The organism is Natrinema sp. CBA1119, assembly GCF_002572525.1.
Taxonomy (GTDB): Archaea; Halobacteriota; Halobacteria; order Halobacteriales; family Natrialbaceae; genus Natrinema.
The window spans coordinates 3,960,154-3,978,594 of the sequence record NZ_PDBS01000001.1 but is presented as its reverse complement, the minus strand read 5'-3'; the positions used below and the strand labels follow the sequence as shown (position 1 = coordinate 3,978,594).

Annotated in this window: 19 protein-coding genes; 6 read left to right on the top strand and 13 right to left on the bottom strand. The window is 63.5% G+C overall.

Annotated elements, in window-relative coordinates; translation table 11 throughout:
• The first annotated feature begins 19 nt into the window (after positions 1-19).
• On the top strand, positions 20-946 hold the full coding sequence (locus CP556_RS19555; RefSeq protein WP_098727136.1) for a phosphoribosyltransferase HisG-related protein: 927 nt from the start codon (positions 20-22) through the stop codon (positions 944-946).
• A 33-nt stretch (positions 947-979) separates the two neighbouring features.
• Here the strand turns inward: CP556_RS19555 and CP556_RS19550 are convergent, their stop codons facing one another.
• The 4 genes from CP556_RS19550 to CP556_RS19535 form a co-directional block, all read right to left on the bottom strand.
• Positions 980-2,293, bottom strand: coding sequence for a hydroxyacid-oxoacid transhydrogenase (locus tag CP556_RS19550; protein ID WP_098727135.1), 1,314 nt, complete (start codon positions 2,291-2,293; stop codon positions 980-982).
• Positions 2,290-3,096 (bottom strand): N-acyl homoserine lactonase family protein, encoded by an 807-nt coding sequence (locus CP556_RS19545; RefSeq protein ID WP_098727134.1) that lies wholly within the window; start codon positions 3,094-3,096, stop codon positions 2,290-2,292. The genes CP556_RS19550 and CP556_RS19545 overlap by 4 nt, the downstream gene beginning before the upstream one ends.
• Positions 3,097-3,480: 384 nt before the next feature.
• Positions 3,481-4,527 carry a tyrosine-type recombinase/integrase gene (locus CP556_RS19540; RefSeq protein WP_098727133.1) on the bottom strand — a complete coding sequence of 349 codons (1,047 nt, stop codon included), beginning with the start codon at positions 4,525-4,527 and terminating at the stop codon, positions 3,481-3,483.
• Complete coding sequence (locus tag CP556_RS19535) at positions 4,517-4,912, bottom strand: DUF5805 domain-containing protein (RefSeq protein WP_098727132.1); 396 nt, start codon at positions 4,910-4,912, stop codon at positions 4,517-4,519. Before CP556_RS19535 ends, CP556_RS19540 begins: the two co-directional genes overlap by 11 nt.
• A 1,481-nt stretch (positions 4,913-6,393) precedes the next feature.
• Here CP556_RS19535 and CP556_RS19530 point away from each other — a divergent pair.
• Positions 6,394-7,260 (top strand): SDR family NAD(P)-dependent oxidoreductase, encoded by an 867-nt coding sequence (locus CP556_RS19530; RefSeq protein ID WP_098727489.1) that lies wholly within the window; start codon positions 6,394-6,396, stop codon positions 7,258-7,260.
• Between the two features lie 281 nt (positions 7,261-7,541).
• On the opposite strand, the gene CP556_RS19525 is transcribed toward CP556_RS19530, so the two are convergent.
• Positions 7,542-9,146 (bottom strand): PH domain-containing protein, encoded by a 1,605-nt coding sequence (locus tag CP556_RS19525; RefSeq protein ID WP_098727131.1) that lies wholly within the window; start codon positions 9,144-9,146, stop codon positions 7,542-7,544.
• Positions 9,143-9,631 (bottom strand): PH domain-containing protein, encoded by a 489-nt coding sequence (locus CP556_RS19520; protein WP_098727130.1) that lies wholly within the window; start codon positions 9,629-9,631, stop codon positions 9,143-9,145. The genes CP556_RS19525 and CP556_RS19520 overlap by 4 nt, the downstream gene beginning before the upstream one ends.
• Positions 9,632-9,769: 138 nt before the next feature.
• On the opposite strand from CP556_RS19520, the gene CP556_RS19515 reads away from it, so the two are divergent.
• A complete protein-coding gene (locus CP556_RS19515; RefSeq protein WP_098727129.1) occupies positions 9,770-10,426 on the top strand; it encodes an enoyl-CoA hydratase/isomerase family protein in 657 nt (218 codons plus the stop codon).
• A gap of 122 nt (positions 10,427-10,548) precedes the next feature.
• On the opposite strand, the gene CP556_RS19510 is transcribed toward CP556_RS19515, so the two are convergent.
• The gene (locus CP556_RS19510) at positions 10,549-10,782 is read right to left on the bottom strand and encodes an HVO_2901 family zinc finger protein (protein WP_098727128.1); all 234 of its coding nucleotides are present in this window, start codon (positions 10,780-10,782) and stop codon (positions 10,549-10,551) included.
• Between the two features lie 298 nt (positions 10,783-11,080).
• On the opposite strand from CP556_RS19510, the gene CP556_RS19505 reads away from it, so the two are divergent.
• A complete protein-coding gene (locus tag CP556_RS19505; protein ID WP_098727127.1) occupies positions 11,081-12,157 on the top strand; it encodes a CNNM domain-containing protein in 1,077 nt (358 codons plus the stop codon).
• Between the two features lie 75 nt (positions 12,158-12,232).
• A complete protein-coding gene (locus CP556_RS19500) occupies positions 12,233-12,664 on the top strand; it encodes a universal stress protein (RefSeq protein ID WP_098727126.1) in 432 nt (143 codons plus the stop codon).
• Positions 12,665-12,722: 58 nt separating this feature from the next.
• Here CP556_RS19500 and CP556_RS19495 read toward each other — a convergent pair whose 3' ends face one another.
• The 6 genes from CP556_RS19495 to CP556_RS19470 form a co-directional block, all read right to left on the bottom strand.
• The gene (locus tag CP556_RS19495) at positions 12,723-14,138 is read right to left on the bottom strand and encodes a class II fumarate hydratase (protein WP_098727125.1); all 1,416 of its coding nucleotides are present in this window, start codon (positions 14,136-14,138) and stop codon (positions 12,723-12,725) included.
• A 20-nt stretch (positions 14,139-14,158) separates the two neighbouring features.
• Positions 14,159-15,766, bottom strand: a complete 1,608-nt coding sequence (locus CP556_RS19490) for a PH domain-containing protein (RefSeq protein ID WP_098727124.1) — start codon at positions 15,764-15,766, stop codon at positions 14,159-14,161.
• A gap of 1 nt (position 15,767) precedes the next feature.
• Positions 15,768-16,229, bottom strand: coding sequence for a PH domain-containing protein (locus CP556_RS19485; RefSeq protein WP_098727123.1), 462 nt, complete (start codon positions 16,227-16,229; stop codon positions 15,768-15,770).
• Between the two features lie 86 nt (positions 16,230-16,315).
• Positions 16,316-16,819 (bottom strand): universal stress protein, encoded by a 504-nt coding sequence (locus CP556_RS19480; protein ID WP_098727122.1) that lies wholly within the window; start codon positions 16,817-16,819, stop codon positions 16,316-16,318.
• A 227-nt stretch (positions 16,820-17,046) separates the two neighbouring features.
• Positions 17,047-17,304, bottom strand: a complete 258-nt coding sequence (locus CP556_RS19475) for a BolA family protein (RefSeq protein WP_098727121.1) — start codon at positions 17,302-17,304, stop codon at positions 17,047-17,049.
• A gap of 97 nt (positions 17,305-17,401) precedes the next feature.
• A complete protein-coding gene (locus tag CP556_RS19470) occupies positions 17,402-17,728 on the bottom strand; it encodes a NifU family protein (RefSeq protein ID WP_098727120.1) in 327 nt (108 codons plus the stop codon).
• Between the two features lie 166 nt (positions 17,729-17,894).
• On the opposite strand from CP556_RS19470, the gene CP556_RS19465 reads away from it, so the two are divergent.
• On the top strand, positions 17,895-18,416 hold the full coding sequence (locus CP556_RS19465; protein WP_098727119.1) for a DUF7523 family protein: 522 nt from the start codon (positions 17,895-17,897) through the stop codon (positions 18,414-18,416).
• The last annotated feature ends 25 nt before the right edge of the window (positions 18,417-18,441 follow it).

Sequence of the window (18,441 nt, the reverse complement as noted above, 5' to 3'; positions counted from 1 at the left end):
GCCAGTAGAGAGTCGATCGATGGGCGAGACGATACCGATCGCTGTGCCACGAAAGGGGCGACCGCTCGAGTCGGTGCTCGACCGAATCGCAGGTCGCCTCGATGTCCCCGAACTCGCGGACGGCATCACGTCGACGCTCCGCCACGAGAAGGCGGTTACGAAGGACAGCGTCGATCCCGAAGAGGAGGATGTCTACCATCGTCTCGCCGACTACAGCACCGTCGACGATCCGACCGAACCCGAGTACACGCTGTTGCGGGACGACCGCGCCGGAAAGCCGCGGCGAATCGTCTTCGACAGCGTCACGATCCCGCTCGCGGGTGTCAAGGGCGCACCCGACGACGCGGCGATCCAGCTCGTGGGTCGCGAGGAGCCGTTCCGATCGCTTCGGACCCACGAATTCGCGCTCGGCTTCGATAGCGCCGATCTCGTCCTCGAGGAGGTCGTCGAACTCCGACCGGAGCCGCTCGACCGAATCGCTGACGTAAACGCCCGAATCGATCCCTCTGATACTGACGTCCAGGTCGTCACGGGGCTCGGTGACACCGTTTACCACACACTGTTGGCCACGCCCGACGTCGTCCCGTCCACCGAATCGGTCGATCGGGACTTCCTCGAGACCTACGAGGGGCCGCTCTGTATCGAGCCCAGATACGAACGGCTCGTCCAGGCCGTGCTCGGAACGCGAACGCTCGACGGCGTCGAATTCCGCTACCCCGAGGAGGGCCGCGAGGAGGAGGCGGCCATCGCCGACGCGGGGCTTGGCGTCTACCTGACCGTTACCGGCTCGACCGCACGCGATCACGGCCTCTTGCTCGGCGAGCAACTGTTCCCGAGCGAAACGGTGTTGCTCGAGAACGCGGCGGAGACCACCGAGACGGTCGAGCTCGTTCGATCGCTGCTGGACGGGGCCGACCTCGAGACTGAACTCGCGGTCGGCCGATAAGGTCCGATAGCCGTTCCGTCTTCCTCCAGTCGACTACTCCCAGTTGTGTAGCGAGTCGCGGAAGATTTCCGCGACGTCGTCTTTCGCCACCGGACGCGGGTTACACCGAAGCAGCCGTTGCTGGGTGTCGACCGTCTGCTCGGCCAGCCAGTCGATCTCGTCTTCGGTGACGCCGGCGAGTTCGTGGAGGCCGCTCGGCAGGACGGTCAGATCCCGCTGGAGGGCGACGAACTCCTCGCGGGCGCGATCGGCGGCCGCGCGGGTGCCCAACCCGTCCGTATTCGCGCCGAGCATCTCCGCGATGGCCGCGAAGCGGTCGGGATCGCTTGCGACGTTGTATCCGAGCGTACTCGCCGGCGTGAGGGCGGCGATGGTCTCCCCGTGGTACGTGTGGTACTTGTTCCCCACCGGATACGCCATCGCGTGGCAGAGGCTCGCGCCGGCCGTCAACCCGGCGATCGCACCGTACAGCGCGCCCTTCAACATCGCCTCGCGAGCCTCGAGGTCGTCGCCGTTGTTGACCGCCCGTCGCACGTTGCTCGAGAGGAGGTCGATCGCCTTCTCGCTGAACAGTTCGGTGAACCCGGTTCGGCCGGCATACACCGGGCGATTCGCGGGCTCCTCGGGACGAAGTAGCTCGTCGTATCGATGAGTCGTGTACCCCTCGATGGCGTGACCGAGCGCGTCCATCGCCGTCTTCGCGGTGAGGTCCGGTGGAAGCGACGTGGTCAGCGTCGGATCGAGCACCGCCGCGTCGGCCCGCACGTTGTTGCTCGATATTCCTTCTTTGATGTCTTTCTCGGCGACGGAGAGGATCGCGACCGGCGAGATTTCCGACCCTGTCCCCGCCGTCGTCGGGAGTAAGACGAGAGGCGGGCCCGAATCCGTCAAGTCCTCGCCGGAGCCGGTCGGCTCGGCCACGTAATCGAGGATCTCGCCGCCGTTAGCGACGACCGCGCGCGTCGTCTTCGCGGTGTCGAGACAGCTTCCGCCACCGAGCCCAACGTAGAAGTCGTAGCCGTCTTCGCCCATCTCCTCGCGGACGAACGAGATGCAGTCCTCGACGGCTTCGATCGAGGGTTCGCGTTCCGAGTCGTCGTAGATATCGACGTCGAACCCCCCGTCCTCGACGTGGTCGGCGACTCGCCCCGCGTGGCCGATCTCGGCGAGGGTTTCGTCGGTCACGATCAGTCCGCGCGCGTCCCCGTCGACGCCCAGGTCCGCGAGCTGGAATCCGAGTTCCCTGACCGCGCCGCGGCCGACGCGAATCTGTGGCATCTGGACGTGCCAGACGGTCTCCGGCGTGAGTTCGTGCGGGCTGGCGGAGACCGACCGGTCGTAGCTCACAGCCCCCACCCCGGCTGCATGGCCTCGAACTGTTCGGGATCGTGTCCGTAAACGATCTCTGCGTCGTGACGCCGCTCGAGTTCCTGGATCCGACGGAGGCTGTCGAACCACTCGGTCTTCCCCCAGAGGAGGTTCGCTCCGAGCGGGATCTCTGCCTCGAAGTTGTCGGCCATGTAGACCTGGTCGCCGGTGAACACGATCGTCCCCTCGCCGTCGAGGTGGATCGTCGTCCCGGTGAGTCCGGGGGTGTGCCCCGGGAAGCGGACGAACGCCAGATCCTCGAAGTGTCGCTCGCGGTCCTGATGTAGCACGTGCCAGTTCAGGTCGTGATCGAAGTCCTCGAGGATGTACGCGCCGCTGCCCTCGTCGGTCTTGGCGCTGTAGTAGGCGTACTTGAGTTCCTTCTCGTGGACAAAGACCGGGATGTCCGTCCCGTCGAAGAACTCCAGTCCGCCGGCGTGGTCGAGATGCAGGTGGGTCTGGAAAACGTAATCGATGTCGTCGATTCCGAACCCGGCCTCGTTCAGGTCGTCGTCGAGGCGATGCTCGTGGGCGTCGTAGGGATAAAACGCCTGTAACAACCCTTCGGGCCAGTGCCCCTCGAGCGCGTCGTGATGGGAGCCGGTGTCCCAGAGGATCGTCCCCTCGGGGTGATCGATGACGAGGCTCCAGACCGGGATCTCGCCGTAGTCGATGTCGGGATTCGGCTTGTCGTGCGTGCCGAGCACGTGGCCCTCCATCATGTAGTTCATGTCGACGTCGAGACTGCCGCGATCGAGCACGTGGATGTTAGCGTCTACCATATGACACCACAGGCAAACGCCAACACAACGGCTAATAACGTTTCGGGAGCGTGTATCGCTGGGAGCACCCGTTCGGCGGTTGCGAGAGCCCCCTCTCGACGAAATCAGTCCTTCCAGGGGAATATAACGGAGAGACGACTATCCGAGGCCCCCTGGAGGGGGCGATATTGGTATAGCAGTATGTGATTTATGGGGGCGAAATACAACAGGAGGGTTTAGTATGGTTATAGTAAAAACTTGGCACGAGACGTTTTTCGTGAAACAAAACCGGCGTCAGACGACAATTTCGAACGGTTCAACGCCGAAATGAGCTGAGATCCGAACAGACGCCGACCTGAAACTCGACGAGACGGTCGAAGGGTCGGTCGGACTGCCAGTGCCCGGTCACCGGGTGACGGAGTAAATCGACTCGAGGTAGGTCTCACGGACGCGGTCGCCCCAGTTGTGGGTGTAGGTATCAATCACGTCGCCGGCGACGTCGCCGCGGAGGTACTGGACGATTCCCCGATCACCGGTGCGATCCCGCAGATGCGTGGTGAAGAAGTGCCGAAAGTAGTGTGGCGTGACGTTCTCTCCTGTGCCGCCGCCGGTCCGGTACCAGCCGTACTCACGAGCGTGTTTCTCGACGATATAGCGGACGTCCGACGGTGTTAGCCGTTCGCCCCAGGACGACCCGGTATCGATGAAGAGCGGCCGTGCCGACGAGATCGCGTCGGGGCGGATGGCCAGCCACTCGAGTAACGCCGCTCGAAGCTCGTCGTCCACGGGGACGACCGTCTCCCGCTTTCGCTTGTTCGAGGCCGTCCGTTCCTCGCCGTTGACGGCCGTTCCGCGGGCCGGCTCGGACGAGACGAACACCGACGAGGGTCGCCGTTCGAGGCCGACGCGGGGCTCCCATGCGAGGTCGAGTTCCGGCAGCTCGAGGTGTAGGTCCCGTAGATCGAGATTACAGCACTCGCCGACACGCATCCCCGTCTTGAGGAGGGTGACGATGACGGCCCGCTCGAGGGGATGAGCGATCGTTCCGACGAACGACTGCATTTCGCCCACCGAGATATCGCGTCTCGTCGGGTTCGTATCGATCGATTCGGGCATCTCCTCTATGACGAGCGCCATCGGATTGTCGTCGAAGACACCGACGCGGACCATGTAGTCGTAGAATCGATTGAGATAGGACGCATACGACGCGATTGTGCTGTCTTCGAACTCGTCGCGTAGCGAGTGAATCCAGGCCATACACTCCCGACGCTGGGCGTTCCCGACCGCTTCGACGTCGAAGCGATCGGAGAGAAACGTCTCGAACCGGCGAAGCACCCGCTCGTAGGCCTCGAGCGTCCGTTCGCTCTTGCCGTGATAGCGCTGGTCGTCGAGGAAGTACGCGATCGGTTCCGTCACATCTGCCGGCGCGTCGCCGGTGGGTTCAGTCGCCATCGCCACCACCGTCGACGGTCGTGTACCCCCCGTGGCGTCCGCTGTATCGAATCCGATTGTTCGATTGCAGTTCCTCGAGCGTCTCGTCCAGTCGCGACTCGATGTCGTTGGAGACCGCCTCGAGCAGTTCGTCCCACGAATACGTGTCAGCAGAGAGGAGTTTGAGGATCTGCGTTTCGAGGGCGTTACCCCCAGGGTCTGGGTCCGGAGAATCGGGTTCCGCAGAGCCGGTTTCGAACCCTTTTCGTCCCGCCTGAACCATCGTTCGGACGAACTCGCTCTGACTCATATCGAGATCGTCGGCGTGGGATTGCCACTCCGATTTTTGGTAGGCTGGGACGTAGGTCTTGACAGATTTTCGAGAAGTATCTCCTGAATCGCTCATACGTCATCCATCAAACGCGATGATCTTCAATCTACCCATTATTCGAGCTAAGTATATTTATCTCAGCTAGCAGGGCTAATCAAACGCGGAATGCAGTCCTATTATCGAAGATAAGTAACTACAGTGGTGATACGAGATCAGATATTGATTTTTGATGTGTGGCCCTATACTTTGAGATACAGAGACAATGAGCAGCTGGGTGGCCGAGACGCTTCCATCGCTCGTGGCGTCAAATCGTCGAGTGCTGACCGGCGAATGGAGTCGATTTTACGTACGTATCGCGATTCGTTCGGCGACTATCGATCGGAAATGCAGTCCCGAATCGAACCTGCTCCAGCGACAACGCACTGGTCTCGTAGACGCCGCTCGCATTCGGCCGGATCTCGGTCTTTCTCTCTCCGGCGATAGCCTGTTACTGCGCACAGAATGATCGACTCGGCAGCGCGCTTCGGTTCCGAACGAGTCTACATCCGGTCGTCCAGTCGTGCCTCTCCGAGAGTTAGAACGTCGCGATCACGAATTCACTCGAGTCGGTACCCCTTTCGCGCATCTCCAGGAAAGAGGGGACCTTCTCAGTTTGCGGTGGACGCCAGTACCATCGTATGAGGGTCAAGCGAGTCATCCGACCGTTTCCAGAGGCGGAGTCAGCTCGGACTGGTCGCTTCGACGCGCTCTCTCAGCGAGACTTTCTCGGTCACGGCCACTGAGTTGCAAGTTCAGCGTTGAACGATGACTGTTCTCCAGTCGACGCTGTGTCGAACCTCGGTATCGGCGTCGTCGACGAGCGATTTCACCGGTTCAGACCGGACACCGTAGACATCGATACGCAAGCCGTTCCGGACATCGACTATACTACCGACTGCAACGGTCACACACCGTTCCCATTCACATACCGATCACACAGCCGTCGTGCGAACGGGAAGTGACGTTCGGTGGCTGCTATGGTTCTGCCACTCTTTGTTGTCTGTCAGTGAGACTGCGGTACTCCTATGCTCGAGTCGATTCCGATCCGTCTGTCGTGTCTCTCTCGGAGCCCTCTCAGTCAGACAGGGGAAATACCGTATGCGACTCGAGTCGGCTCATGACGGCGTGAACGGCGTTTAATCGGCTGGTAGCCTTGTACGAACGTAAGTGCGATAGCTCCTCACGGGACGCTGTGGGTCCCGAATTCGATACGTGTACTCGTTCGGCCAAGCGATCTCTTGTCCAGCAAAATTGTCGCACTGATGTACTTTCCGGAGTCGTGCACTGTCCGCTCTCAAACCCATAAATCACATACCGCTATACTGATTGGGTGGGCGCTGGCAACCTACAAGTTCGGGACACGCACCCAATTCATCTGACGTCGGACGGGGCGCACCGATTCCCGGCAGTGCTCTCCAGCATCCGGTAGTGAGAGCAATTCAGCCGGTCGGTTGCGCTAGGAATACCTCGGCGGTAGTTATTCCCCGTTGGTCTCCATCCGAATCGATATGGCAGACATGACCGTCGAGGAGGCGATGGAAACGTACGGACCGTCCAAACTCACTCGCGACGATCTGCTGGTACTCGAGGACCCACAGTATACCGCCGAGAACGTCGCGATTGTGACGGGGGCCGGCTCCGGTATCGGACAGGCCACTGCGCTGGCCTTCACCGCGAACGACCTGACCGTCGTCGCGACGGACCGCGACGAGGACGGCCTCGCCGAGACGCAGAGCCAGGCCGAAGACCTGTCCCTGCCGGGCGAACTCGTCACGGTCGTCGGCGACCTGACTGACGACGCCGATCTCGAGCGGATCGTCGACGAAGCGGCCGAACAGGGCAACGTCCGGTATCTGGCCAACATCGCCGGGATTCAGACGGTCGCACCGATCGAATCGTTCCCCCTCGAGCAGTACGACCTGATGCACGACGTCATGCAGCGGGCACCGATGGTGCTCACGAAACACTGTCTCCCTCATTTCCGCGACAACGAGGACGGCACGGGCGTCGTCGCGAACATGTGCTCGGTCCACGGCCACATCGTGACGCAGGACAAGGTCGCGTACAACACGACGAAGTTCGGGCTCCGGGGGCTGACCCAGTCGATTGCCGCCGAGGGCGAGGGGGACGTACGAGCGTTCACCGTCAGCACCGCCTACGTCAAGACGGCGCTCGTCGCGAAACAGCTCCCCGAGACGGCCGATCGGCGCGACATGACCGTCGACGAGGTCGTCGAGAACGTGATGTTAGAACACACTCGTGTCAAAGAGATGATGGAGCCCTCCGAGGTCGCCAACCTGTTCGTGATGGGCTGTTCACACCACAGTACGCATCTCAACGGCGGAGACATGACCCACGAGGGCGGGATGAGCCTGACCTACTAATCCCCGGATGGCGAGCTCCGGGACGACGTGTGTCGGTACCAGCCCAAGAGCGCACAGATCGCGCCGCCAAGCGTTCCCGAGAAGCCGATGAGTTCGTATTCCGGGCGCGCGATTTCCGGTAACAGCCGCTGGAGCGCCCCCGCAGTAAAGGCCGTGTGCTCCCACCACCCTGACAGGCGATCGCAACTTTCGTGTGCACGTCGCTTATTCCATGGCCGTTTCGGAGTCGGTCATGTACTACTCCTCTCGAGCCGTCGGCAGTCGTTGCGCCCCTGTGGCCGTCACCGCTCGTCGTCGCGGTCTACCGACGCGTCCTCGTCCGCCGACTCGTCGTCGCTCGCCTCCCGAAACCACCGCCCGACCGTCCGCTGGCGCTGGCGCGCCCGGAGACGGTCCTGTAATCGCTCCTCGATGATGGCCTGTAGCTCGAGGCCGCGATCCGTATCCACGTCGTGGGCCGTCGCTGCCCGGCCGAAGAAGGAGGCGGAACTCGCGGTGTCAGCAGTCACGCTGGCGAGACGGCGGCGACGCTGGAAGATCGTCGCCTCGTGAAGGACGGCCTGCACCCGATAGTAGGGGACGATCTTCGTCGTTCGCCGCCAGAACCCCGCCCGCGTGAGGAAGTACCGGTCGCCGACGCAGTAGCCCCGATTCGACCACTTCAGGTGGGCGGCGAACGGAGCGAGCACGGCGAGGACGGCGAGGACGTACCACTGGCGAACGACCGCGGTATACCGTGCCACTGCGTACGCGCTGCCGACGATCGCAGCCACGACGAGTAGATACCGGACCGCATACCGTTCTCGAGCGCGACGCGGCGGCGACTCGAGATCCACCGGGCCGAACGGTTCGATCGCGCGTGCGAGCGCGACCACGCGGTCGGCGTCGGCGAGCGGAATCGCAGATTCCGTCCCGCGGGAGCCGGATTGACCGGGCGCGTACCCGGCCGTCTCGACGCCCAGGGCAGCGTAGCCGAACCACCGGAAGGGGATCGACTCCGAGATGGTCAGCGTCTGGACCTTATCGAGGGGGATCGTCCCGCTGTAGCGCTGGAGGAGCCCCCGTTCATAGTAGAGTTCGTCGTCGACGCGAGTGAGCCGGAAGCCGTAGTACCGGGTGAACGTGAGGATTGCGCTGACGATCCAGGCGGCGAGCACGAAGAGCAAGAGCCCCCAGGCGAGGAGGAATATTCCCGTCGCCGGTCCCGGAAGCCCGGCGATTCGGTCGGTCGGGAGCAACGTTTCCGGATCGAATCCGCTGGCGAATGAGAGCGCGATACCGCCCAGGACGCTGGCCCCCGGATCGATGGTGAAGACGCTCAAGATTGCGAGTTCGCGGGGTTCGATCTCGAACAGGATCTCTTCGTCCGCCGACGGCTCCACAGCGGAATCGGCCGCGTCTACCTCGTCCTCGAGTGCCTCATCGTCGTCCCCTTCGGTCCGCTCGGGGCTCGCGCCACCCCGTAGTTGCCGTCTGAGGTGCCGGGCTTCCGACTCGTCGACGTACTGGAGGCTGACTTCGGTTTCGCCGCCGCCGGCGGTTTCGATGTGGACGGCCGCGATCCCGAGAAGTCGTTCGATCACGTTCTGTCTGATATCGACGTTCTGGACCCGACCAAGGGGGAGTTCGCGGTCCCGACGCGAGATCACTCCGGAGGTAACATCGAACGTGTCCGCAGTGAGTTCGTACCGAAATCGCTGGTAGTAGGCGAACTCGTAGACGATTCCCGTAACGACCCCGAACAGGACGAGACCGAACACCGAGAGCAGATTCATCCCGTTACCGCCGGGCGAGACGATGACGCCGACGACGAAGAAGACGAAGCCGGTGTTGAGGCTCCTCGAGAGCGATCGGACGGCGACTGACGCCGGATGGAGTTTCTTCATACGGCGTCTTCACCCGCGCTCTCGATCGCGAGCCGGCGCAGCGACTCCTGTAGTTCCTCTGCCCGTGCCGGCGTCAGACCGGGGATCGCGACGTCGGAACTCCTCGAGCCGGCCGTGTATACCACCACCGTCGCGAGGCCGACGGTTCGCTCGAGCGGCGAGCGTCTGGAGTCGACGTGCTGGACCCGGACGTAGGGGACGACCGTCTTGGTTCGCGTGAAGACGCCGCGTTCGATGTAGAGGTCGTCGTCCCGAAGGTCGAATCGCCAGACGCCGTATCGCAGCCAGGCCACGCCGATCCGCAGGACGGCGAGCGCGAGGGCGATCGCGACGGCAGCCGGGACGAGTGCCGCGGGCGCGTCGGTCCAGAGGTCGGTGCGGGAAATAGCGATCGTCGCGCCGACGATGATCCCGCCGAAAATCGCGGCTCGAACGATCGCGAGAGCGAGCCAGACGCCCCGCACTCGCGGAGTGAGCCGTTCCATACGTATCGTCACGGAACAATCGTGATTAAAGGGTGGGAAAGCGGCGGCGGTTCGCACGCCGTGAGAGTCCGACGGGTTCGGGTCGCGTTCAGTTCGATTACCCCCGAATTTATGCGGAGTTGACGGGTGGTAATCGGCATGGCAACGCCCGACCTCGTCGCGGTGGATCGATCCGATGGGATCGCTACCGTCCGATTGAATCGTCCGGACAAACTCAACGCCGTCACCCTCGAGCTCCTTTCGGAGCTACGTGACGCTCTCGTCGAGTTGCCGGAGGAGGCGGTGGACGGGCTCATCATCGCCGGCAACGGCCCGGCAACCTGTGCCGGAATGGACAGGGAGATCGTCGCCGACGAGGAGTATGACGAGAAGTACGCGGACGAGATCAATGACCTGAACGACGAGATCTACGGCTTCCTCACCTCGCGTCCGTATCCGACGGCCGTGGCGGCCCACGGGGCACTCGTCGGTATCGGGTTCATCCTCTCGCTGCGCTGTGACTTCCTCGTCCTCGGCGAGGAGACGACGCTGTCCCTGCCGGAAGTGCAGTTCGGGATCGCCGCGACGCACACGATCGCACCGCTCGAGCGGATCGTCGGAACCAGAGCCACGAAAGAAATCGCTCTCACCGGCGATGCGATCGATCCCGACCGAGCCCGCGAACTGGGGCTGGCGAACAGGGTCGTTGCCGAGGACGACGTCGAAGATGCCGCCCGCGAACTCGTCGGCGGGATCGCCGAACACGAGTCGACCGTCGTCCGTGAACTGAAATCGGCCACGTACGTTCCCGAGTAAGCTGACGCATCAAACGGGTTTCGACGGTAGAGTCGCGAACCCGTGAACCACCGTTTTCACCGATCGCTCGAGAGCGAAAGTGAGAGCGAGTCTACTGTGGCTGCGAGAAGCGGATCGCGAGCTCAGTGGGTCGTCGTCCGGACGTCCTCGACGCGATAGAGATCCTCCTGGAGCCCGTCGCCGTCACAGTCCTCGTTCGGACACTCGTAGTGCCAACCGTCCTGCGTCGCCGTTCCCTCTCGGAACCGCTCCCCGCATACCTGACAGAAGAGTTGTGCCTTTTTGCACGTATCTCGATGCAACTCGAGGGCGAGCTCGGTCTGGAACGACTGGTTGCAGTTGCGACAGGTGTGCATATTTCGTCAGACGTGAGCATCAGCTAAAACTGCTTGGTTATTTTATTGCGCCGCATTCCGAGATGATTCGGCGTCACTGTCCCGATTTACTGCACACCGATCAGGAATAAAGAACGGATAGAATTCGTTTTTACTCGTGTTCGAGTATTCAGAGCGCTGGTAGATGTCCACACCCGTGTCCCATGTGAACGTATAACTTCAAACTATGTTCGCTCTCTGGTAGATCAGTCGCGAATCCGGGTTTCGTTCGGTTCGGTCTCGCTACTAATTTGTGTGCGGCGATTAAACGACATCCGTAATGGATCCACTCGTCATTGCCGGTCGATTGATCGCGGGCGTGTTGCTGATCCTGGCGAACGCCTTCTTCGTGGCTATCGAGTTCGCACTGACGCGCGCACGGCAGTTCACCGAAGAGGAGTTCGTCGGCGGGAACCCCAAACTCGAGCGGGCGTGGGAGATGACGGACGACCTCGAGCTGTATCTCACCACGTGCCAGGTGGGGATTACGGCCTCGAGCATCGCCGTCGGGATCGTGGCCGAACCCGCGTTGGCGGCCATCTTCGAGCCGGTGTTCGCGAATACGGCGCTGGCTTCGATCGGGAGCGGTGCGATCCTCGCCTTCCTGATCATCAACCTCGTTCACCTGACCCACGGGGAGCAGACGCCGACGTATCTCGGCGTCGAGCGGTCGCGGTTGGTCTGTCGGTACGGTGCCGCGCCGCTGTACTGGTTCCACTGGATCATTTCGCCGGTCATCACGCTCGGCGACGGCGTCGCGAAACTGACCCTCAAACTCTTCGGGGTCGAGATGACCGGTGCGTGGCTCGAGACCGAAGAGGACGTCATCGAGTCCCGCGCGGACCTCCGAAATCGGCTCGGTTCGGTCCTCGATGAGGGAGAACTCTCCGAGGAACGGCGCGAGGAGGTGATGAACGCGTTCCAGATCGGTGAGAAACCGATCCGCGAAGTGATGGTGTCCCCCGAGGAGATCGTTTCGCTGTCGATTGAGGACACCACCGAGGAAAACTTCCGGAAGATGGAGGAGCGACCGCAGACGCGGTATCCGCTCGTCGGCGAGGAGCTGACTGACTTCCGCGGAATCGTCTACACGCCGGTTTTCGTCCGGCATCGGCAGGAGCTGGCCGACGGAACCATCGACTTCGAGGAACTCGCGGCCCCGCCGATGACGCTCTCCCCCGACGTGGACGTTAGCGACGCGGTCGACCAGTTTCAGGCCGAGAATCAGGAGATTGCGCTGGTTATCGAGGATGGGGAGGTCGTCGGACTGGTGACCGTGACCGACCTGCTCGAGGCGGTGATGGGCGATATCGAGGACCCGCTCGACGAGGGGCGAATCGATCCGATCGACCGCTGACTGAGCGTCGACGGTCGGGACGGGCCAGCCAGTGCGCGTGTCCAGCTTTTCCGTCTCCCGACGGAATCGGGACCCGTGTACGACGATATTTTGGTCCCGACCGACGGGAGCGATTCGAGCACGGCGGCGGTCGAGCAGGCCGTCGCGATAGCCGAGGGGGAACCGACGACGGTCCATTTTCTCCACGTCGTTGACGTGGGGACGGAGATGTCCGCATCCGCGTCGGGCAACATCGCATCTCAACTCACGGAGACGCTCGAGGAAAAGGCCGAATCGGCCCTCGACGACGCGGTAAGCCGGGCCGAGGCCGCCGGCGTCGACTACGAGAAAACCACGCGCGAGGGAGATCCCCACGAGGTGATCGAGGAGTACAGTACCGAACACGACGTCGACCTCATCGTCATGGGGGCCAGTGGTCAATCGGGGTTAAAAGAACGGCTCCTCGGGAGCACGACCGATCGCGTGGTGCGTACGGTCGAGACGTCGGTGTTGATCGCGCGACCCTGAACGCCGAGCGAGTCGAAAATATACCGAACGGACGGCTGACCGGTCCGACCGGTCCGACTCAGTCGTCCTGTCCGAGAATACCGCGCTCGGTCATCTTTCGGGGGTCGAGCACCTCGTCAGCCTCTGCTTCGGTGAGATACCCCTTTTCGAGGACGACTTCGCGAACTGTTTTGTCCTCCTTGAGCGCGGTCTTGGCGACCTCGCTGGCCTTGTCGTAGCCGATGTGGACGTTGAGCGAAGTCGCCATCGCCATCGACTGCTCGACTCGCGACTCGCAGTACTCCTCGTTGGCCTCGAGCTTGCGGACGAACCGTTCGCCGAACACCTGACTCGCGTTCGAGATGAGCTCCGCGGACTCGAGGAAGTTGTGCGCCAGGACGGGCTTGTAGAGATTGAGGTCGATCTGGCCCTCCGCCGCGCCGGCGGAGACGGCGGCGTCGTTGCCGACGACCTGCTTGTGGACCTGGTTGACGGCCTCGGCAACGACCGGGTTGATCTTGCCGGGCATGATCGAGGAGCCGGGCTGGTTCTCGGGCTGTTCGATCTCGCCGAGTCCGTTCCGCGGACCCGAAGCCAGCAGTCGCAGGTCGTTAGCGATCTTGTTCAACGAGCCCGCGACCGTTCGCAGCGCGCCGTGAGCCTCGCTCATCGCGTCGTGGGCGGCCTGGGCCTCGAAGTGGTTGTCGGCCTCGCGGAACTGGACGCCGGTCTCTTTCGTGATGTACTCGGCCGCGCGGCCGGGGAACTCCTCGTGAGTGTTCAGCCCCGTGCCGGTTGCTGTGCCGCCGAGCGCGAGTTCGCCGAGGTGATCGCGAACGCTATCAACGCGCGCCAACCCCTTCGCGACCTGCGTCCGGTAGCCGCCGAACTCCTGGCCCAGCGTAACCGGCGTCGCGTCCTGCAGGTGGGTTCGTCCCGTCTTGACCACGTTGTCGAACTCCTCCTCTTTCTCCTCGAGCGCTTCGCGGAGGGTGTCCAGTGCCGGGATGACGTCTTTCTCGACGGCCTCGAGGGAGGCGACGTGCATCGCGGTCGGAATGACGTCGTTACTCGACTGGCCGTAGTTGACGTGGTCGTTAGGGTGGACGACGCGGTCGCCGATCTCGCTGCCCATGAGTTCGGCGGCGCGGTTGGCGATGACCTCGTTTGCGTTCATATTAGAAGAGGTCCCGGAGCCGGTCTGGAAGATATCGACCGGGAACTGGTCGTCGTGTTCGCCAGCGATGACCTCGTCGGCGGCCTCGATGATCGCCTCGGCGATGTCGTCATCGACCAGGCCGAGGTCGCGGTTGGCCTGTGCGGCGGCCTTCTTGACGACGCCGAGCCCGCGGACGAATCGGCGACTGAACGTGATCCCCGAGATGGGGAAGTTCCCGATGGCGCGCTGGGTCTGGGCACCCCAGTAGGCGTCCGCGGGTACCTGCATCTCGCCGAGGCTGTCCTCCTCGATTCGGTAGTCGTCTCCGTCTGCCATATGCGGAGGGTCGGGGTCGGTCAGGTAAAATCCACCGAAAGCCCGATATCGTCCTCGCGAGCGCGCTCGCGCAGGGCCGACTGGAGCCGTTCTCGACCGGTGCCGTGGATCTCGCGGGCCGTCTCGAGGGCGATATCGTCGATCGTCGGCGACCCCCACGCGAAGGTGCGCGAACTGGCGGTGTCGACGGCCAGCGACGCCAGTCCGAGCCGCCGCTGGAAGATCGATCGGCGCGTCGAGACCGTCTGAATGCGGTAGTAGGGAACGACGGTCGTCCGGCGCTTCCAGAAGCCGCTTCGGATCACGAGGTGGTCCTCGCCGACGAAGTAGCCCAGATTGACGTACTTCAGGTGGGCCGCGGGTGGCACTGCGGCGAAGACGACCGCGGCGAGATACCACCGCTCGAGGCTGGTGACCTGCGCGAGACCGAACGCCGCGGTAACGACGGCAGCCGCGACGATGGCGTACCGGACGAGATAGCGCCGACGAGCCAGCGTCGGTGGGCTTCGAAATCGCGGCGATTCGACGCCGGTGAGATTCTCGGCGAACCGATAGACGCGATCGGTCTCGGCCAGGGGAACGGCCGACTGGCTGCCGCTACTGCTGTCTGGGCCGTAGCCCGCGGTTTCGACCCAGAGGCCGGCGTAGCCGACCAGTCGCTGGAGCGGGTTCTCAGTGACGGTGACCGACTGGACCTTCTCGACGGGGATCGAGCCGCTGTAGCGCTGGATGAGCCCGCGCTCGTAGACGAAATCGTCCCCGGCCCGCCCGAGTCGGAACCCGTAGTAGTTCGCGGCCGTGTAGATCGCGCTGGCGACGTAGGTGGCGACCGACCACTGGATGAGAGAGATCCCGATCAACACGAGGAGGGGTCCCATGCCGGCACCGTCGAGCGTCTCCGGGCCCCCGAACGGGCGAGCGATGTCAAGAACGAACGCCGGGACGAGGCCCGAACCGGAACTGGCACCACCGAAGAAGAACAGTATCGCGATCGGGAAGACCGCTGCGCCCCACCGGAACGAGGTCAGCGCGTAGAGCAGGAGTTCGCGGACCTCGAGGTCGAACAGAAGGGTCGGTTTCCCCTCGTCTCGAGAGCGCGTTTGCTGTCCCTGCTCGCCGACATCGGTAGCCGAATCGTCGCCGTCGGCCGGGGCCGCGCGCTCGTCGGTGTCCGCTTCGGCGTCCGTCTCGGCCGTCAGTCGACGGATTTCGGCCCGAAGGCGCTCGGCCTCGCCCTCGCTGACGTAGTTCAGCGTCGCCTCGGTCTCGCCGCCGCCGGCGGTCTCGATCGAGACGACGGCGAGTCCGAGAACGCGATGGAAGATGCTCTGAGACACGTCGACGTTCTGGATACGGCGGTACGGGATTTCTCGAGATCGGCGGGAGAAGACGCCCGAGGTGACGTCGAACGTGCTCGGCGTCGCTTCGTAGGCGAACCGATAGTAGTACGCGATCCCGTAGCCGATGCCGGCGACGAGGCCGATCGGGGCCAGCCAGAACACCCAGCCGATGTCGACGGAATCGGAGATGCTCGAGAGCACCATCACAACGAAAAACGGCATCGAGAGCCCGGTAACGCCACGCTGGAGGGCGAGCGTCACCGCACTGAGCGGATGCAAGCGATTCATGTCAGACGGCGTCCTCGGCTTCGCTCTCGACGGCCAGTTCGCGGAGGGTGTCCTGCAGACGCCGCGCGCGATCGGGGGTCAGTCCCGGGATCCGTACGTCCGCGTTCCGGGAGCCGGCCGTATAGACCACGACGCTCGAGAGGCCGAGCACCCGCTCGACGGGGCCGAACTGGGTGTCGACGTGCTGGACGCGGACGAAGGGGACGGCCGTCTCGACGAACGTGATGACGCCGCGCTCGAGGTAGAGGGCGTCGTCTTGCAGCTCGAACCGCCAGAGCTGATACAGGCGGAGCGCGTAGACGGTTCCCAGGACGAGTCCGATCGCGACGACGCCGGCGATTGCCGCCAGCGGAACGCTGAACTGCCACTGATCGAGGCCGAAGAGGATCCCGCCGAGGACGATCGCGGCGATCGCCCCGCGGGCGATCCAGAGCAACCTGATGCGGGGGTGGAGGGATTCCATACGTATAACGTGTCAGGACTGGTGGATAAATCTACGGTTCCGAGCGGACGCAGATCGAGAAGAAACCCGGTCGACAGTGGTGGCAGTCAGTTCTCACCGGGGACCGTGAGCACGGGCACGGGCGCCGATCGGCGGACCCGTTCGGTGACGCTCGTCGAGGAGATGTATCGACGGAGACCGGTTCGAGTCGGTTCGCCCAGAACGATGAGATCGATATCGTTGTGGCTCGCGTAGCGAACGATCTCACCGCTTGGATCACCGTACCGAAGCCGTTTCTCGACCGAAACGTCGGTTTCGGTGGCCGCGTCGCCGATCGCATCCAGGGCCGCTTCGGCGCTCGCCTCGCGTCTCTCGACGACCATGTCCCACCGGTCGACCGACGCGTTCATTCGAACGACCGACAGCGCGTCGACTCGCGCGTCGTGACGGAGCGCTTCCGAGACTGCGACCGAACCGACCGCATCGTCCGTCTCGCCGTCGACCGCGACCAAGACGCGATCAAATCTCCCCGTCTCGTTCGGAAGCGCGTCTGCGACGTTCTGGCCGCCGGCCGCGGTCGATTCGGTCGTCTTTCTCGACTTCGATGACATTACGTCATGGTATCGGGCAGAGCGATAAATATTTGTCCAGAAAAGTATGCATAGCGTCTCACGGTTTCGTTCCTCGCGTCCGAATACGGACAGTGAATCGGATTCACGGTGTGAAACGAGCATCCGAACGCGCGAGCACGTCCCAGGTGTTTGGCGGAGGGTCCGGATGCTGTCGAACAACGCCGGCTATCGGGGTGCAACGGCGACCGCGGTGAACGGACGTCCCGCTATTCGGCCTCGAGATCCGCGTACTCCTCGGGGGTGTACGTCGATAGCTCGAGGGCGTGGATGTCGGTCGTCATGTGGTCGCCGAGCGCGTCGTACACCTGCTGATGTTGCTGGACGAGGGGCAGGCCATCGAAGACGGGGGAGACGACCGTCGCGGCGAGGTGGTCTTCGTCGTGTTCGTCACGCGCGTGGGAGACCGTCGCCTCACAATCCTCGAGATTCGATTCGATGAGTTCCTCGACGGCAGCTGGATTCATAGTGGGAGGAAAACGCGCTCGAGGCAAAAGCGCCCCGGTCGCGGCCAGTGGGGTGACGGAGTCGCGGGTTCGAAGGCGACGGGCCGCTCGCCCGGACTCAGAAGGGGGTATCGGGCGGGACGTCGCGGCCCGAGGAGCCCTGCTCGGCCAGTCCGTCGAGCCCGGTACTCACGGAGACGTGATCGATGTCGTCTATTTCGGCCGGGAGGCGCTGCTGAATCGCCTGAGTCGTCATCGGGCTGACCCCACAGCCGCTACACGCGCCGCTGAGATTGATCGAGACGCGGCGCTCGTCCAGGTCGACGTCGGTGATCGATGAATCGCCACCGTGCATCTCGATCTGGGGGAAGTTCCGGCGGAGGAACAGCGATACGTCTTCGCGAACGGTGTCCTCGGGGGACTGCTCCGGCTCGGACTCGCTCATACGTAGACCAAGCAACTGGAGAGATATATACTGTCGGGCGAACCGGTTCACGGTTGCGTCCTCGAGCCGGTACGACTGTCTTCGAGCCGGCCGAACCGAGAGTGCGCCGGCCCGCGCGGGCCGAGATGACGGCGACTTTATACCGACTCGAGACGCCGTCTCCGATATGTCACTGGCAGCCGAGACGCGCCGGGCGGTCGACCGCCACCCGTTTCTCCGGACCGCCCTGCGAGCCGGCGTCGTCAACTACACCGCCGCCGCCCGTTATCTCGATATCGATGGCGAGATCGACGCTATTGCGACTGCGCTCCGGCGGTACGCCGAGGAGTTGCCGACCTACGAGACCGAGTCACGAGACGTGCGGGTCCGAATGGAAAGCGGGATCGGGCCGCTCGAGGGCGGGGACGAACGCGGGACCTCGACCGCTGGAGACGACGCACTCGTCACCGTCGGCGGGACGGCCTTCGGTCCCTGCGGCGGCGACAGAACCGCTATCGTCGCGACCGGCGACGTGGACACGGCCGCACTCGCGGCGATGCTGGCGCGACTCTCGCTCGAGGACATTTCGCCGAGTGCGGCGGCCGTTTCCGGCGGCACGATGGTCGTCGTGGTCGCCCGGCTCGAGGGAGCCAATGCGCTGCGAGCGGTCGAAGCGGCGCTCGACAGCGTGGGCGTTCGGACGGAGTGAGAGACGGACGAAATGGACGAGCGAA

Bases quoted from the DNA above. Each gene is read 5' to 3' on its own strand.
- CP556_RS19525 (WP_098727131.1), bottom strand. From the start codon at position 9,146: ATGAAGAAACTCCATCCGGCGTCAGTCGCCGTCCGATCGCTCTCGAGG.
- CP556_RS19540 (WP_098727133.1), bottom strand. From the start codon at position 4,527: ATGGCGACTGAACCCACCGGCGACGCGCCGGCAGATGTGACGGAACCG.
- CP556_RS19465 (WP_098727119.1), top strand. From the start codon at position 17,895: ATGTCACTGGCAGCCGAGACGCGCCGGGCGGTCGACCGCCACCCGTTT.
- CP556_RS19470 (WP_098727120.1), bottom strand. From the start codon at position 17,728: ATGAGCGAGTCCGAGCCGGAGCAGTCCCCCGAGGACACCGTTCGCGAA.
- CP556_RS19495 (WP_098727125.1), bottom strand. From the start codon at position 14,138: ATGGCAGACGGAGACGACTACCGAATCGAGGAGGACAGCCTCGGCGAG.
- CP556_RS19520 (WP_098727130.1), bottom strand. From the start codon at position 9,631: ATGGAACGGCTCACTCCGCGAGTGCGGGGCGTCTGGCTCGCTCTCGCG.
- CP556_RS19535 (WP_098727132.1), bottom strand. From the start codon at position 4,912: ATGAGCGATTCAGGAGATACTTCTCGAAAATCTGTCAAGACCTACGTC.
- CP556_RS19490 (WP_098727124.1), bottom strand. From the start codon at position 15,766: ATGAATCGCTTGCATCCGCTCAGTGCGGTGACGCTCGCCCTCCAGCGT.
- CP556_RS19555 (WP_098727136.1), top strand. From the start codon at position 20: ATGGGCGAGACGATACCGATCGCTGTGCCACGAAAGGGGCGACCGCTC.
- CP556_RS19475 (WP_098727121.1), bottom strand. From the start codon at position 17,304: ATGAATCCAGCTGCCGTCGAGGAACTCATCGAATCGAATCTCGAGGAT.
- CP556_RS19485 (WP_098727123.1), bottom strand. From the start codon at position 16,229: ATGGAATCCCTCCACCCCCGCATCAGGTTGCTCTGGATCGCCCGCGGG.
- CP556_RS19480 (WP_098727122.1), bottom strand. From the start codon at position 16,819: ATGTCATCGAAGTCGAGAAAGACGACCGAATCGACCGCGGCCGGCGGC.
- CP556_RS19505 (WP_098727127.1), top strand. From the start codon at position 11,081: ATGGATCCACTCGTCATTGCCGGTCGATTGATCGCGGGCGTGTTGCTG.
- CP556_RS19530 (WP_098727489.1), top strand. From the start codon at position 6,394: ATGACCGTCGAGGAGGCGATGGAAACGTACGGACCGTCCAAACTCACT.
- CP556_RS19510 (WP_098727128.1), bottom strand. From the start codon at position 10,782: ATGCACACCTGTCGCAACTGCAACCAGTCGTTCCAGACCGAGCTCGCC.
- CP556_RS19515 (WP_098727129.1), top strand. From the start codon at position 9,770: ATGGCAACGCCCGACCTCGTCGCGGTGGATCGATCCGATGGGATCGCT.
- CP556_RS19545 (WP_098727134.1), bottom strand. From the start codon at position 3,096: ATGGTAGACGCTAACATCCACGTGCTCGATCGCGGCAGTCTCGACGTC.